The organism is Thalassotalea litorea (assembly GCF_043642205.1).
GTDB classification, from domain to species: Bacteria; Pseudomonadota; Gammaproteobacteria; order Enterobacterales; family Alteromonadaceae; genus Thalassotalea_A; species Thalassotalea_A litorea.
In genome coordinates this window covers 1-16,444 of the sequence record NZ_JBHZSG010000059.1, presented here as the reverse complement: position 1 = coordinate 16,444, position 16,444 = coordinate 1, and the positions used below count along the sequence as shown (strand labels likewise).

The window sequence follows — 16,444 nt, the reverse complement described above, 5'->3', positions numbered from 1 at the left end:
TTCTCTGCAATCAAAGCCTTGCCTAAAAGCCTTTAAATTCTCACTGAGTGAGCAATAATTTAATGTGATTGGTATAATGCCCTACTCGCCCCTTTTGCGAGGCGATTAGATTGCAATTGATGCTGGTATATATCGTACAACTCTTTCCAAAAGCTCATTAATTATCGTGGTTCCTTCCGAATGTATTAAATACGATAACAGCAGTTTCCAGGCGTTAGCAACAGAAGATGAATGACTTAGGGCACCGGGTGGCCATTGCGGGCCTCAAGCAAGCGATACCAGTCTTCGTGTCGATAATTTAACGCCAGTGCCTGTTTTGCCATCGCAATGCGCTCTGGATTGGTTGAACCGACAATAGGACAGATATTCGCCGGGTGGATTAACAGCCAGGCCAACGCAACAACCCATTTTTCACAGCCGTAAAAATCTGCCTGCCGTTGATATTCAAGATGAATACGTTCGACATCGTCTTGGTTGAAGGTATTGCCCCAGGCTTCATAAACAACGGTAGCAATCGGACACCAAGCCATCGGAGTAATGCCATATTGCTGGCATTGATCTAAAGTGCCATTTTCAAAAGCACTGATATTGTGAATATTGATCTCTACCTGATTAACCAGTAACGCGTCATCCATTTTCGATTGTAATAGTTCTACCTGTGACGGCGAGAAATTACTGACACCAAAGTGTTTTACTTTACCCTGCTGTTTTAATTCATTCAGGGTATGCGCCACTTCTTCAGCGTTAAACAGATAATCCGGTCGATGCAGCAAAAACATATCCAGAGCATCGATGTTTAATCGTTTTAGCGAGCCTTCAACTTGAGTAATTAAATAGTCATGGGAAAAATCATAGCGACCGACTTCACCAGTTACCGGCGTGTTGGCAAAGCGAATCCCAGCTTTTGAGGTGATCAACAGCTTATTACGCAAATGTGGCTGCGATTTGATAACATCGCCAAATATGGACTCACAAGCTCCGTTGCCATAAATATCAGCATGATCAAAATGATTGTAACCCTCGTCGATGGCCGCTTCGATGGCTCTTTTCCCTTTGGCAATATCTGCCGGCGAATTATCACCATTGATGCGCATACAGCCATAGATTAGGCGCGATGAAGGTAATGGTAATTGTGGAATGTTTAACGTTTTCATAAGTATAAGTACATGCCCGTATCCAGGATTTATCGATGCTATTGATATAATAGCCGTTATTTTTGGTTAACTTGTGCCAAAAATTGCCTATGTTCAGGCATTTTATTTACCGCATTGGTGATTATGGTGTCGAGATTTTTCATGAGTTCATCAAGTTGTGGTTGTGATAATTGATTTGCCAATATGTGATGATCATTGGGGATCATCCCCTGTCCAATAAGGACTTGCTGCCAGGCAATTTCGGTAAAGAGGTCGTCTTGCTCCCTAAATATCTTTCCCGTTTCCCGGAACAATTCAATTTTCCGTTGCAGTGTTTCAGGAATATCCATTTGTCGGCATTGAGTCCAAAATCGGGAATCGCTGCGCTGATTCACTTTGTAGTGCAGAATGATAAAATCGCGAATATTCTCAATTTCGATTTTACTCTGACGATTGAACTCCTCAATATCGCGGCTATTGATACCCTGATGGGGAAAAACTTTGATTAAGCGAGTCGCGCAACTTTGAATCAGATGGATGCTGGTTGATTCCAACGGCTCTAAAAATCCGCTAGACAGACCGATACTGACCACATTTTTATGCCACTGCTTTCGCTGCCGTCCGGTTTTAAACTTTATCACCTTAGGTTCAGTGAGAGGCGCGCTATTGATTGAATTTAGCAATAGCTCTTGAGCTTCGTCATCGCTCATGTGATTACTCGCATAGACGATACCATTGCCAGTTCGGTGCTGTAACGGAATTGTCCAGCGCCAGCCCGCTCGATGAGCCGTAGATTTGGTATAAGGAGGTATATTCTCTAAACGATCTGATTGCACCGCAATTGCACGATCACAGGGTAACCAGTGTGACCAGTCTTCAAATCCAGTATTAAGCGTTTTATCAATGAGTAAACCTTGTAATCCGCTGCAATCAATAAATAACTCACCGGCTATCTGTCGACCATCACTGAGTTCTAACGATGATACAAAGCCGTTGTCGTCATTGGTATGGACCGTTTTGACCTTGCCTTCAACACGCGTGACCCCTTTATTCTGGGCAAATGCGCTGAGAAATTTTGCATATAAAGTGGCATCAAAGTGGTAGGCGTAATTGATGCCGGGTAAATTGGTCCCTTCAATCTTCGCCATCTTTGCAAATTTATTTTGCTTCGCAGCCTGATAATTTAGCGAGAAATCCCAAAAATCATAGGGTTTCTCCGCTGTCTCTCTATGTTTCAACCAATAGTGATAGAAGTTGCTGAATGGAAAATCCTTACCAATGCCACCAAAGGCATGCATATAGCTATCGTTTTCGGTTTTCCAGCCGTCGAATTCGATACCTAATTTGATTGAACCATTGGTAGCTTTTAAAAATTCGGACTCTGGGATGCCTAGCGCATTATTTAAATTTATGATGGGTGGAATGGTCGCTTCACCGACACCTACCGTTGCAATCTGATCTGATTCCACCAAAGTGATGTTAATGACTTTGCCTAGCACTCGGCCTAATAGGGATGCGGTGATCCAGCCAGCGGTGCCGCCACCAAGGATGACAACATCTGAAACAACATTATTTTTCATAGGTTTCTCAACGAACTTGTATAAATGCGATTAATAGAGCGATTAGTTGATATTAAAGAATTTTTCGAAATAAAAAAGCCCTAAACCATTATAGGTGTAGGGCTTTTAAATGGTTGTGGCTAAACGAAATTACAGTTTGTAGCTAAAGCCAAGCAAGTAGCTGCTACCGTAGTCTTGGTAGTCACGAACCTGTAAAGCGTTATCACCAGATAATGAGGTGAACGGCTCTTTCGTTAAGTTGTAACCTTGTAGGAAGATTGACAGGCCGTCTAGGCTTTCAAATCCTGCTTCACCAAAGTCATAACCAATTTGTGCATCAACAATGGTTTCACTGATGATATCAACTTGTACCGTGTCGAAACCTAAGCCATAGACATCGCCTTTAAAGTCATCACGATAACGCATGCTTGCACGGAATTGGAATCCGTTGTTTTCGTAGTATGCGGTTAAGTTTGCAATTGAATCGGAAAGACCAGGTAACTGGAACTCGTTACCATTTTGATCTTCGATGTCAGACTCAACACCCGTGTAACTGGCGATAACACCAAAGCCGTCAAGGCTTTCTGCAAATGCGTTAAATGGTAACGTTACAGAAACTTCATAGCCCCATAATGTACCTTCACCGCCATTTACTTTACCGGTACCCGTTGCGATTGGGTTTTCTGGAATTTCACCAGAAATCGGATCCGCAACGCCGGTTAGGTCAACTTCATAAGTACCATCGAAGATCCAGTTTTTAAGATCTTTATGGAAAAGTGCAACAGAGAAATAACCTTCACTAGAGAAATAATTTGAATAGGTTAAATCAAGACCAATGGCTTCTTTTGGCTCAAGTAGCGGGTTACCGCCGTTAACGCTCCAGTTGTTACCATTAGCGTCAGGTGTCTGGTTGTATGTGGCGTTAATAGACGCGTTCATCCAATCCAAACGTGCACGAGAAATTGTTTTCGCAGCACCGAATCGTACCGTTTGGCTATCGGTTAAGGCCAAAGATAGATTCAGACTTGGTAATACGTGAGAGAAATCATGCTCAACATCGGTAGGTGATGTCACGATTAGGCCATCAACGGTATTAAATGCATTACCTTGTGATGATTGATCGGTTTGAACATAACGTACGCCGACGTTACCGGATAACGGTAAGTTACCGATTTCAGCATTGATATCCGCTTTTACAAATGCAGAAAGGATATCTTCCTGAATTGTCCAGGATTTTGTTGAATGACTTGGATTTGTTAGCTTTTCAGATAACAAGTCATAGTAACCATCATTCATCAAACCGCGCACGTCATATGCAATCATGTCACCCATGCCGATAAAGTCCAGGTTTACAGAACCAAGACGATAATCTTCAGGTACTGGAAGCATACCAGGGTTGTCTAAAGAGAAACCATTTACGGTCATGAAGAAGCCGTCAGACTCTTTGGTTTTTTCTCGTTGCTTATACGACATACCGTAAGTTACAGAACCAATAAAGTCATTATCTAAAACTTGCGTCGCCGCAAAACGTAATGACGTTAGCTCATCTTCAACTTCCGGAGTATTGAGGAAACCATCTTGCGCCTGGTTTTCGTACTCAGTCCCTGTGATACCGTATTTATCGTTTAGTGCTGAGCTCCAACCCCAAGATAATGGACCACCTAACTGAATTAGGTTGTAATCAGAGTAGTCAAGCGTTGGTGAAAATTTAGCACCCGTATTGCCACCATCGAAAGTGTAACCAATATCGTCAGCAACACCACGAGAATCGCCTCGACCAGTACCTGAATAACTCTCTAGAGACCAGATGGTACGGTCAACTTTAGAGTAAGAAGCGTCAGCTTCAAGAGTCCAGTTATCAGAAACGTCCCATTCAGCGTTGATGCCGAGTGAGGACAGGTCCGCAGCACGTTCTTCATAGTCGTTACGAACAACTACGCGTTGACCTTCGGTTAAACCGCTAGTGATAAATCCGGTTTCAGGATCTACGTCAATCGCTGATACAGAACCCTGACCCCAGGCAAATGGAACCTCAATACCGCGTAAGATTTTTTCATCTTTGAAGTCAACGTATAACGCATCAACGGTTACGTGGAAGCTATCCGATGGTAGGAATTCGAAAACACCCATGATTGAATCACGCTCTAGGGTTGAAGAGCGAACGAAAGGCTTTGCACCACCTAAAATTGAATATGAGTTGCCATCTTCAGCGGTGAATTCTGGGTAGCCCCAAGCATTCCAGCGCTTTTCCTGGTTTGGAGAACTCATGGTAGAAACAGCAACGGCAACACCTACAGTGTCGTCTGCAAATTTGTCCATGTATGCGAAGGTGCCACGGTAGCCAGTATCGTCGGCATCCGGGTTTAATTCGCTAAAACTGGTTTTTTCCATTTGGCCATTGATGTGGATAACACGCTCATCAATGCTTAACGGACGAATGGTTTGTAAATCTACAACACCGGCAATACCTTCACCTTCAATGGTGGCATCAGGTGTTTTATAAACGGTTACACCGCTCATGATCTCTGAAGGATAAAGATCAAATTGAACGCCACGGTTATCATCAATAGATACCTGTTCACGTCCATTAAAGGTTGTGGCGGATTCATTTTCGCCAAAACCACGAATACTGACTTTGCTCGCACGGCCATCTAGACGTTGTGCGGTGATGCCCGGTAGGCGGGCGATAGATTCTGCAATGGAAGAATCTGGTAGTTTACCGATATCTTCAGCAGAAATCGCTTCTACAACACTTGTTGAGTAGCGCTTGGTGTTCATTGATTCCACGACGCTTCGACGGAAACCCGTGACTTCAATAACTTCAACTTCTTGTTCAGCTTGCTGTTCAGCGGTTGCTTCTTCAGCAGCAAAAGACACAGAACTCATAGCCATTAGGCCGGTAGATACCAGCGCTAACGCCACCTTGTTCGGCTTAAAATTTAACATGTTGTTTCTCCCCGTATACATCCATGCATCATTATTGTCTTAATCGTCCTGATTAAGTTATATGTGCTTTTTGTACAAAATACACCCACTTTTTGCGGATTCTGACTATGTTAATGGCACTGGTCGAATAAAAGAATTGTTTGCATACGTATTCATTAAAGCAATGCATGGGCGTAACAACTTTTACCTGTGGTTAACAATGAACCGCTAAAAAGCATTTAAAACAATAGGTTATTGTGAGTTTATTGCAAGGTTACAGGCGTTGCCAAACGGCCTGAATACGTATGCATTTGCTTATTAGAGAATCATCGAGCATCCTAGCGAAAACATATACCGGGTCCATGACCTTGGTTTTAAACCTATTTTTTCGAGTCGGAAAAGCCCGGCAATGGTACGGATAAGTTTATGATTAAATTTTTTGCTCTATGGCTGAGAAAACGCCTGAGAACCTTTTCTCTACTGATGTTGCTGCCATCCTTGCTGGCGCTTGCTGGTTGTCAATCCGAGCAAGTTAAAGATGAAAAAGTCACGTTACCAACCGATTCCAGTTTAGCCATAGACAAAATTACCGCGAGCCAAATCATTGGCGCTAGCGATTCCGCGAAAGCCCATTGGTTATCCGAAAGCCATGTAGAGCTACTAGGTTATGACCTGCCATCGTTGCAACAGAGTCTGTTTTTAGCCGCCATCGCTGACAGCGCCGGTGTGGCAGAGCTTATTCCCTTAGTGGCAAAAGATAGTGACCCGTCGTTGTTAAAACGTTTTCCGCATCTCGATGGGTATCAAGCAAGACAATCTTATACTGTGGACTTACCTCAAAAAGACATTAAGGCGCTTGTTAAAGGTGCGATTTACTTAATTAGTCTTGATGAAAATCAGCAGGTTAGTTTTGCGACATCGGTGCAGTTCGGTAATCTTTTGGATGCTCTGTACACATCAGGCGACGATGACGCCGATGAATATCAGCAGTTTGGCAGTACAACGTACTCAAAGGATGGTAAAACGTACAGCCAGTTTTCCTTATGGGCACCAACGGCCAAATCGGTCACCGTTAAGCTCTATGAAAAGCTTGAAGCGTCTGTAAAACCGGAAGAAATCAACCTCAAGGAAGATAACAAAACCGGTATTTGGTCAGCAACACACGCCGGTGATTACCAGGGATATTATTACCAGTACGAGCTTGAGATTTATCATCCTCAAGCGAAAGATACAGTAACGATTATCACCACCGATCCCTATTCTCTGTCGCTGTCCATCAACAGCGAATACTCGCAAGTGGTTGACTTAGATAGTGAAAACCTAAAGCCGTCAGGCTGGCAACAGCATCAGGTGCCAACGGTCGCGCAAATCGAAGATAACGTATTTTATGAAACCCATATCCGCGATTTCTCCGCCCACGATTCACGCTTGAGCAAGGTTAGCTATGCAGGAAAATACAAGGCGTTTACTGAAACCGACAGTGATGGTATGCGTCATCTTAAGCAGCTAAAGCAAGCGGGTTTGAATAACATTCATCTATTGCCGGCATTTGATATTGGTACGGTCAATGAAGATCCCGACAAAAGAGTGTCACTATCCGATACGGTGGCAAAATTATGTAGGTTAAAACCCCAGCACAATTGGTGTGCCGGTGAAAACAAACTTGAACCAGAGAAAATGCAGGATAGCCTGGCCTCAGTGCTGCAATCATTCGATCCCAAGACCGGGCAAGCACAGCATGCGGTGAGTCAATGGCGTGATATCGATGATTATAACTGGGGCTACGACCCATTCCATTACACCGTTCCTGAAGGCAGTTATGCAACCGACCCTATGGGTGTCGCTCGCATCATCGAGTTTAGAGAAATGGTGCAAAGTCTGCACGAGATGGGATTTCGGGTGATTATGGATGTGGTTTATAACCACACGCATAAAGCCGGCTTAGAAACTACCTCGGTACTGGATAAAATTGTTCCTAATTACTATCAGCGCTTAAACCCCTTAACGGGTGCAATTGAACAATCTACGTGTTGCGATAATACCGCGACAGAACGTGCGATGATGGCAAAACTGATGGTCGACTCGCTCGTTGTCTGGGCTCGAGATTATAAAATTGATGGTTTTCGTTTTGATCTCATGGGGCACCAGCCGAAAGATTTAATGCTCGAAGCGAGAAAGGCGGTTCAGGCCGTAGATGCGGATACCTATTTTTACGGTGAGGGCTGGAATTTTGGTGAAGTTGCCGATAATCAACGGTTTATTCAGGCCAGCCAACTTGAGCTTGCTGGTACGGAAATTGGTACGTTCAGTGACCGGTTGCGTGATGCTGTCCGCGGCGGTGCTTTTAACGCGGCAGGTGATGATATCCGCAAAGCTCAGGGTATTGGTAATGGCTTAGGTACCTATGGGAATGAATTAACTACCAATGGCAATGATTTGGTTACAACTGAACAAGCTAAATCGATGCTTGCCATGGACCAAATCCGCGTCGGTCTTGCCGGTAACCTGGCTACCTTCCCGCTTGAGAATAGTCAGGGTGAAAAGGTATTGGGTAAAGATATCCCCTATGGCGATCAAGGAACGGGTTATGCGTTAGATCCGGCCGATACCATTAACTATGTGTCCAAACATGACAACCAAACGTTATGGGATAATAATCAGTATCGCCTCCCTTATAATATGAGTACCGAAGACAGAGCGCGTGCGCAAGTCTTGTCTTTAGCCTACCCATTAATGGCACAAGGTATTCCATTTATTCACATGGGCTCAGAATTACTGCGTTCAAAAGCGTTTTTAAGAGATAGTTACGACTACGGCGATTGGTTCAATCAGGTCGACTTTGCGATGCAAACGAACAATTACAATATTGGTTTGCCACCAGCGGAAAAGGATCAGCAAAACTGGCAATTGATTAGGGATGTGATCAATAACAATGACGGTCGTGATTCGGTGAAACCGGAACATATTGCCTGGACCAAACAACGTTTTATCGAGTACCTGTCGATTCGCATGTCTTCTAAGCTGTTTCGTTTGACCACTGCACAAGATGTCCAGCAGCGAGTAACCTTCGAAAACACGGGTATCGAGCAACAGTCTGGCATTATCGCCATGAAGCTGAATGATAACATCGATGGGGCTGAAGACTTAGATTCGACTTATGATGAAATTCTGGTGATTTTTAACAACCAGGCTGAACCCCGTCGCTTTACTTATGGTGATATTAAGGGCTGGCAACTACATCCGACTCAACAGCAAAGTGATGATCCAATAATTAGTGCAAGTCGAGTCACTGACTCAGGCTTTGATGTTGGCAAATTAACGGTAGCGGTATTCGTACGCTAGCCGAGAGCCCGGATTAAGCGTAAACGAAAGGAAAGTTTATGGGTAAGTTAACACGAGTAAACAAGCGTTTTTGTTATCTGATTGCTGTGGTCAGTGCATTTAGTGCATCGGTAATGGCTAAAGAAGTATCGGTATCGTCTCCTGATGGGAAAATCACGTTTACCGTAAGCGATGACGATAAAACACCCAAATATCGCATTGATTTTAATGAGCAGGAAGTGATTGAACCCTCGGCACTTGGCTTGGTTTTTCGCGATAGCGATTACTTTGAATCTGGCTTTGAAATTAAGTCGAGCAAGCAAAAGCAGGTAAAACAAACCTGGCAACAGCCTTGGGGCGAAAGTAAAGAGATCCTTGATCATCACAATGAGTTGAGTGTGACGCTCGAAGCAGATCGCGATAGCGTAAACACCTATGGCTTGCGAATTCGGGTATTTAACGATGGTGTCGGCTTTCGTTATGAAGTCCCTGAGCAGGCAGGCTTAGATGAAATTAACATCACCAACGAGCTGACTGAGTTTGTGATGGAGAAAAACGCCGATGCGACGGTCTGGTGGATCCCAACGCGCGGCTGGAATCGTTATGAGTATGTTTATAACACCACCTCGCTTCGCGATGTCGATCGCGCTCATACGCCATTTACGATGAAATTAACTAATGGCGTGCATGTCAGTATTCACGAAGCAGCTTTGGTTGATTATGCGGCGATGAGCCTGGATCAACGTCGTCACGGATTCTTAAAAGCGGATCTGGCTCCTTGGTCTGACGGTGTACTGGTGAAAAAGCAGGGCGCGTTTAATACCCCTTGGCGTACCGTGCAAATTAGTGAAGATGCCACTGGTCTGCTGAATTCTCACCTTATTCTGAACCTGAATGAGCCTAACAAACTAGGCGATGTATCTTGGGTCGAGCCGGGCAAATACATCGGTATCTGGTGGGGCATGCATATTAACGAAAACACCTGGGGCAGTGGTGATAAACACGGTGCGACCACCAGTGAGGTTAAGCGGTATATGGATTTTGCTAGCAAATATGGTTTCGATGGTGTTTTGGTCGAGGGCTGGAATATTGGCTGGGATGGAAATTGGTTTTTCAATGGCGATGTATTTAGTTTCACTGAGAGTTATCCCGATTTTGATATGGATGCAATCTACAAATATGCTAAAGACAAAGGTGTGCGTCTTATTGGTCACCACGAAACTTCCGGCAATGTCACGAACTATCGTAATCAGATGGAAGATGCTTTTGCGTTGTATGAAAAGTATGATGTTGCACAGGTGAAAACCGGTTATGTTGCCGATGGCGGCAATATCAAACGTATCGATGAAAATGGCATTGCCCGTAAAGAGTGGCACGACGGCCAGTTTATGGTGAATGAGTATTTGTACAATATAGAACTTGCCGCAAAACACAAAATCTCTATCAATACTCATGAACCGGTGAAAGACACCGGCTTGCGCCGTACTTACCCGAACTGGATTTCCCGGGAAGGTGCGCGCGGTCAGGAATTTAACGCCTGGGGTAATCCACCAAACCCTCCTGAGCATGCGGCAATTTTGCCCTATACTCGCATGTTATCCGGGCCTATGGATTTTACCCCGGGTATTTTTGACATGACCTTTAATGGTCTGGGGGCCGATACCAACCGACCACAAACCACACTAGCAAAACAATTGGCGCTCTATGTGGTGTTATATAGCCCAATCCAAATGGCCGCTGATTTACCACGTAATTACCAAGCTAATTTACCGGCGTTTCAGTTTATTCAGGATGTACCAACCGATTGGGAGCGAAGTATTGCCCTTGCTGGCGAAGTGGGCGATTTCGTCATTTTTGCTCGTCAGCAGCGGGACAGTAACGACTGGTTTATTGGCGGACTTACCGATGAAGATGCTCGTGATGTTAGTGTCGCTTTGACCTTCTTGCAGCCTGGCGTAAAATACCGAGCTCAGATTTACCGCGATTCAGAAGATACCAACTGGGTCGATAATCCGGCAGAGATTACCATCGAAGAAAAAATGGTTACTGCTAAAGATACATTAAAACTTACTATGGCAAACAGTGGCGGTTTCGCGATTCGTTTGCAGGCTCAATAGAGCTTGTTAGCCAAGGTTTAAAAATTTGGGGATGGCGCTTGCGCCGTATTAAAGAAGTATGACAATGAAACAAAAGCCACAATTATCGTTTTGGCAAATATGGAACGTCAGTTTTGGCTTTCTGGGTGTGCAAATTGGTTTTGCATTACAAAATGGTAATGTAAGCCGAATTTTATCTGATTTAGGTGCAGATTTATCTTCACTCTCGCTGTTTTGGTTAGCGGCACCAATTATGGGTCTTCTTGTCCAACCGATTGTTGGAGCAGCATCCGATAAAACCTGGAATAAAATGGGGCGCCGCCTTCCGTTTATTTTAGGTGGCGCGATCGTCGCCGCTATGGCAATGGCACTGTTACCCAATGCTTCCATGGTTGTCGCATTTATCCCTCCGATGATCTTCGGCTTGTTTATTTTTGCGATAAAAGACGCGGCATTTAATGTTACGTTCCAGCCGTTTCGCTCTTTGGTATCTGATATGGTGCCAGATAATCAGCGCAACCAGGGTTATTCGGTACAAACCTTATTGATAAACATTGGCGCCGTAGTTGGTTCGATTCTGCCTTTCTTCCTAACCAACGTCATCGGTCTGGACAACCTTTCTGCTCAGGGTGAAGTTGCACCTTCGGTTATCTGGTCGTTCTACATTGGCGCGACGATTCTGCTTGGCTCGGTACTATGGACCGTATTTCGAACTAAGGAATATCCACCGGAAGAATACTATGCGTTCAAAGGCATGGACGCTGAAGCTGTGGCCAAAGAGCAGCAAGCTAAAAAATCGTTCGCCGAGCGGATGGCGGGTTTCTGGGATCTTCTCAAAGGCATGCCACCAATTATGAAGCAACTGGCATTAGTGCAGTTCTTTTCCTGGTTTGCGCTATTCATTATGTGGACTTATACCCCTGCGGCAATTACCCAACATACTTGGGGCGTTGCCACAAAATGGTTTGACCCGGCGTATATTTCTGCGATGGGCGGCTTACCAGCAGATATCGCTGCGGCGAAAGGCTCTGCCGGTGACTGGGTTGGTATTATGTACGCAGCGCAAGCCCTATTTTCGGTAATTTTTGCACTGATGCTAACCAAGCTTGCTAATACCTTTGGCCGTAAGCTGACTTATTCACTGAGTCTTGTTGCCGGTGGATTGGGGTATTTAAGTTTCGTATTGTTCCAGGACCCGACTATTACTCATGTCGATCTGTTCATCACTCAGGTGGAAGTACCGAAGGGAGCGCTAGGGTTGATGTGGTCGATGGTGGGCGTTGGTATTGCCTGGGCAGCTATTTTGGCAATGCCTTATGCAATCCTAGCAGGCTCGCTGCCGGCCGATAAAACAGGGGTGTATATGGGAATTTTTAACTTCACTATTGCCGCACCGCAAATAGTATCAGGTATCGCTTCCGGTTGGATTTTAAGCAATATCTTTGGCAATGAAGCTATCAATATTATTATGTTAGCGGGTGTTGCCATGTTCCTTGCGGCGGTTTCAGTAATCTTTGTTAAAGATAGCGAATAATTAAAAACCCATTGCATAACCGAGTTTAGAATTTAGTGCGCAGGCGACAGGTTTGAGCAGGCGTTTCTGCAAGCTGCGAGTGATTAAGATATTCACGTTCTGCGCACTGAATGCTTCTCTTATATACAAGCCGATGAAGTTGGGGTAACATTTTCTTCATCGATTTGTAGCCAGACGGTTTATTGTGAAAGCAACCTCATTTGATATCGCCTATCGAGCCGGTGTTTCTCAGTCCACGGTTTCCAGGGCATTACGTAACAGTCCGCTTGTTAATGAAGAGACTCGTCTAAAAATTCAGGCGATCGCCAAAGAATTAAATTATAAAGTCGATAAAAATGCCCGTAATTTGCGATCGCAGCAAAGTAATACGTTGGCACTACTGCTGTTTGAAGATCCCGGTGTGGATGAATCGCAAATCAATCCTTTTTTCCTTTCAATGTTGGGGTCGATTACCCGCGCCTGTTCTAATTCTGGTTATGACTTACTGGTGTCATTCCAGGAAATGGAAAATGACTGGCATGCAGAATACGCCGATAGTAATAAAGCCGATGGTATCATTCTATTAGGTTACGGTGACTATACCGACTATCGAGATAAGCTGTTGCATTTACATCAACAAGGCACCCATTTCGTGCGCTTCGGTGCTGAAGTTACGGACATGCCGGTAACCAGTATTGGCGGTGATAATGTCGGTGGCGGTAAGCAACTGACAGAACATTTGATTGCAAAAGGATGCCGTAACCTGGCTTTTATTGGCACCATTTCTGATGCGGCTCCCGAGTTCTCGGGGCGCTATGAAGGGCATAAAGTGGCGTTGCAGGCAGCAGGATTAGCTGTTGATGCAAATCTTCAGTTTAATGCGGTTTCAACCGAAGAAGCCGGTTATCAAGCGACTAAGTCATTATTGGCAAAGGGTGTCAGCTTTGATGGTTTATTTGGAGCCAGCGATTTAATTGCTATCGGAGCTATGCGTGCTTTGCAGGAAGCTGGTTTAACCGTCCCTGATGATGTTGCAGTTGTTGGCTTTGATGATATTCCGATGGCCAGCTATACCAAGCCCGCGTTAACCACTTCCAAGCAAGATACTGTGTTGGCGGGGCAACTGTTAGTGGATAATTTGCTCAGCATGATTGCAGGCTCTAAACCCAAAACGGTGTTAATGCCGACACATTTAATCACCAGAGAGTCTTCTAATCGTTAATCCGTCCCTGCGCTAAATAACTATTGCCTGTAGAAGCCTTTCACTGGTAAGTTAAGCCAATGTTAATTGCTTGTCTTCAGGTTGTACTGTGCAAAACCCTCTAATTTTTCTTCTTGCTTTCTCCGGTGGTTTCTCGATCATGGGCATTCAGTTGCTCGGTGGGCGCATTTTAGCGCCTTATTTTGGTTCCAGTGTTCATGTCTGGGGCAGTATTATTACCGTATTTATGCTGGCGCTTTCGGTCGGTTATCTATACGGGGGGAGACTATCCCTGAATAACCCATCTCTGAAACGGTTTGGTGCCATCTTTATCCTGGCGGGCATTACGCTACTGCCTTTGATCTACTTTACTACTAATATACTTGACTGGGTTTTTGTGAATATCGAAGATAGCCGCTATGGTTCTTTGGTCGCATCGACCATCTTATTTTTAGTGCCTACGATAATTCTCGGCATGATTTCCCCCTATTCGATTCGCCTTTTGGTTACCCACCATAATGAAAGTGGCCAGATCGCTGGATTGCTTTACTTTGTTTCTACAATGGGCAGTGCCCTTGGTACCTTGCTCACCTCGTTTTATTTGGTTCTCTGGTTTGAAGTGAATCAAATTCTCTTTTCTTTTTGTGGTCTGCTGGTATTGCTTGGTGCTTTGGCCTGGACTTACCATCATTTTACCCAGAATAAAAATCAAGAGGTTATGGCTCATGGCTAATCGCATAACAATAAAGGCTAAAAGTCTGTTGGTGGCGATGACCAGTTTACTGGTGTTATTGCCATCGTTAAGCTTTGCTGAAGTGATCAAAGAGCAACGTTCGATGTATAGGAATATTTTCGTTGAAGATAAAAAGAATATCCGATGCCTGAAGTTTTCGGTCAAACGTCGTGTATCCAGCCAATCTTGTATTGATAAAGACGAGCCAAATCGTTTGGTTTTTGATTACACTAAATTTGTATTTGCTGGATTATTGGTAAATCCCAATCCAGAAAAAGTGTTGATCATTGGCTTAGGTGGCGGCACCCTGTCTAACAGTTTGCAGCTGTTGTTTCCAGATATCAAAGTCGACAATGTTGAAATCGACCCTGCTGTTGTCACCGTGGCCAAAGAATACTTTGACTTTAAAGAGTCTGAAAATATCCAGACATTTAACCAGGATGGAAGAATCTTTATTAAACGTGCCGGATTAAAAAAGTTGAAATATGATTTAATCATTCTTGATGCTTTTAATGGCGAATATATCCCTGAACATCTGCTGACCCGGGAGTTTTTGCAGGAAACCAAATCCCTGTTAACCGATAATGGTGTTGTCGTTGCCAATACGTTCTCCAGTTCTTTATTGTTTCATCATGAAACGGCAACCTATCATGATGTGTTTGGTGATTTTTATACCGTTTCGAAAGCGAATAATTCGGGAAACCGAATCATATTGGCGGCCAGACAACTTCCTGACGAGGCAACCTTGCTTAATCGCGTTAAAGACTGGCAGATCCCATTGGCGCAGCTAGATGTGGATATTAAGTACACAGCATCATTGCTTGAACGCCAGGTAAAACAAGATGACGCGTATCGCGTCCTAACTGATCAATACTCGCCCGCGAATTTATTGCGATAAGTGAGAAAACCCCGTATTAAAAAAAGCTCAAAGCCTTGATCAAAGACTTTGAGCTTTTTTACTATTTATGGATTTAACGCGTTGCGCCATTACCCACCTTAGCATTTGCTGATGCAGTCGTTATGTTTACTTGGCTAACTTAGCCGCCATCAATAGCAGTTGTGGGTCAAGACGAACTTTAAAGTTAGGGTTTACATACTGAAAGTGCACCATACCGTCGCCGTCGATAACATAAACCGCTGGCGCAGGGAGTACTAATCGCTCTTCACCAGCTGCGTTTTTCTGTAAAGGGTTCTGCAAATCCATTTTTCCAAGGTAGCGATCGGTGACGCTTTGTGAGGTAAAGAATGCTAAACCAAAAGCTTGGCTCATTTGCGAATCAAAGTCTGATAATAATTGATAGCTTAATTCTTCTTTAGTCATGCTCTTTTGTAAATCCGCAGGAGAATCGGTCGAAACACCAATTAATTGGTAGCCTAGGTCTACTAAGTCCTTTTCGATCGCTTGTAATTGTCCCATTTGCACATTACAAAATGGACACCAACCGCCACGATAAAAAAACAGAACGGTCGGCTTGCCGTCCACAATCTCATTAAAAGCAACCTTTTTACCGTCTACTGTGGTGGTGGTAACCTCAGGGATGGTTTGACCAACTAAAAGAGGGCTGACCTGATCAGCCGACTCCGCCACCGGTTTGCTATAGCTGGCAGTGCTCACTAGCAGTAATGCACTGGTTATTATTGCGGTAAAGGTTTTCAATTTCGTTTCCTTAAATGTTTATCAATTTTTATTTTTCAGAAGATATGCCAGCGCACGGTTACAATAAATAAAGTGATGCGCGTAGCCTAGGACTGAGCTTAAACGGCGAGAGCCCCAACTACCCAGATGATTACGATTGACCGCCGTTAGTGTAAATAAATTGCAGCTTTAATGCGATCTCTACAGCTTTTTGTATAAACATTGCTCACACATTGAACGGTTTGTTGGCTTTTTAAGCAAACGATCGTTTTTTTGTGATTTTTATTGATTTGGGTGTTGACGTGGTCGGGAAAATCCCTAAAATGC

General features: G+C 44.2%; 10 protein-coding genes. 6 read left to right on the top strand and 4 right to left on the bottom strand.

Annotated elements, in window-relative coordinates; genetic code table 11:
• Positions 1-236: 236 nt before the first annotated feature.
• From ACHUFQ_RS15995 to ACHUFQ_RS15985, 3 genes are all read right to left on the bottom strand, one after another.
• A complete protein-coding gene (locus ACHUFQ_RS15995) occupies positions 237-1,154 on the bottom strand; it encodes an aldo/keto reductase (protein ID WP_394176852.1) in 918 nt (305 codons plus the stop codon).
• Between the two features lie 56 nt (positions 1,155-1,210).
• Complete coding sequence (locus ACHUFQ_RS15990; protein ID WP_394176851.1) at positions 1,211-2,713, bottom strand: tryptophan halogenase family protein; 1,503 nt, start codon at positions 2,711-2,713, stop codon at positions 1,211-1,213.
• Positions 2,714-2,842: 129 nt separating this feature from the next.
• Complete coding sequence (locus ACHUFQ_RS15985; protein ID WP_394176850.1) at positions 2,843-5,638, bottom strand: TonB-dependent receptor; 2,796 nt, start codon at positions 5,636-5,638, stop codon at positions 2,843-2,845.
• A 405-nt stretch (positions 5,639-6,043) separates the two neighbouring features.
• On the opposite strand from ACHUFQ_RS15985, the gene pulA reads away from it, so the two are divergent.
• The 6 genes from pulA to ACHUFQ_RS15955 all read left to right on the top strand — a co-directional run bounded on the left by pulA (position 6,044) and on the right by ACHUFQ_RS15955 (position 15,379).
• On the top strand, positions 6,044-8,959 hold the full coding sequence (pulA, locus tag ACHUFQ_RS15980; RefSeq protein ID WP_394176849.1) for a pullulanase-type alpha-1,6-glucosidase: 2,916 nt from the start codon (positions 6,044-6,046) through the stop codon (positions 8,957-8,959).
• 38 nt (positions 8,960-8,997) lie between these two features.
• Positions 8,998-11,055 carry a glycoside hydrolase family 97 protein gene (locus ACHUFQ_RS15975; RefSeq protein WP_394176848.1) on the top strand — a complete coding sequence of 686 codons (2,058 nt, stop codon included), beginning with the start codon at positions 8,998-9,000 and terminating at the stop codon, positions 11,053-11,055.
• Positions 11,056-11,119: 64 nt separating this feature from the next.
• Entirely contained in the window at positions 11,120-12,568 is a 1,449-nt protein-coding gene (locus ACHUFQ_RS15970) for an MFS transporter (RefSeq protein ID WP_394176847.1), read from the top strand.
• A gap of 184 nt (positions 12,569-12,752) precedes the next feature.
• Positions 12,753-13,769: a LacI family DNA-binding transcriptional regulator gene (locus tag ACHUFQ_RS15965; RefSeq protein WP_394176846.1), complete on the top strand. Its 1,017-nt coding sequence runs from the start codon at positions 12,753-12,755 to the stop codon at positions 13,767-13,769.
• 139 nt (positions 13,770-13,908) lie between these two features.
• On the top strand, positions 13,909-14,481 hold the full coding sequence (locus tag ACHUFQ_RS15960) for a fused MFS/spermidine synthase (RefSeq protein ID WP_394176853.1): 573 nt from the start codon (positions 13,909-13,911) through the stop codon (positions 14,479-14,481).
• Positions 14,474-15,379 (top strand): spermidine synthase, encoded by a 906-nt coding sequence (locus ACHUFQ_RS15955; RefSeq protein ID WP_394176845.1) that lies wholly within the window; start codon positions 14,474-14,476, stop codon positions 15,377-15,379. Before ACHUFQ_RS15960 ends, ACHUFQ_RS15955 begins: the two co-directional genes overlap by 8 nt.
• Before the next feature lie 126 nt (positions 15,380-15,505).
• Here the strand turns inward: ACHUFQ_RS15955 and ACHUFQ_RS15950 are convergent, their stop codons facing one another.
• The gene (locus ACHUFQ_RS15950) at positions 15,506-16,138 is read right to left on the bottom strand and encodes a peroxiredoxin-like family protein (RefSeq protein ID WP_394176844.1); all 633 of its coding nucleotides are present in this window, start codon (positions 16,136-16,138) and stop codon (positions 15,506-15,508) included.
• Positions 16,139-16,444: the final 306 nt, after the last annotated feature.

Bases quoted from the DNA above. Each gene is read 5' to 3' on its own strand.
- ACHUFQ_RS15995 (WP_394176852.1), bottom strand. From the start codon at position 1,154: ATGAAAACGTTAAACATTCCACAATTACCATTACCTTCATCGCGCCTA.
- ACHUFQ_RS15990 (WP_394176851.1), bottom strand. From the start codon at position 2,713: ATGAAAAATAATGTTGTTTCAGATGTTGTCATCCTTGGTGGCGGCACC.
- ACHUFQ_RS15985 (WP_394176850.1), bottom strand. From the start codon at position 5,638: ATGTTAAATTTTAAGCCGAACAAGGTGGCGTTAGCGCTGGTATCTACC.
- pulA (WP_394176849.1), top strand. From the start codon at position 6,044: ATGATTAAATTTTTTGCTCTATGGCTGAGAAAACGCCTGAGAACCTTT.
- ACHUFQ_RS15975 (WP_394176848.1), top strand. From the start codon at position 8,998: ATGGGTAAGTTAACACGAGTAAACAAGCGTTTTTGTTATCTGATTGCT.
- ACHUFQ_RS15970 (WP_394176847.1), top strand. From the start codon at position 11,120: ATGAAACAAAAGCCACAATTATCGTTTTGGCAAATATGGAACGTCAGT.
- ACHUFQ_RS15960 (WP_394176853.1), top strand. From the start codon at position 13,909: ATGGGCATTCAGTTGCTCGGTGGGCGCATTTTAGCGCCTTATTTTGGT.
- ACHUFQ_RS15955 (WP_394176845.1), top strand. From the start codon at position 14,474: ATGGCTAATCGCATAACAATAAAGGCTAAAAGTCTGTTGGTGGCGATG.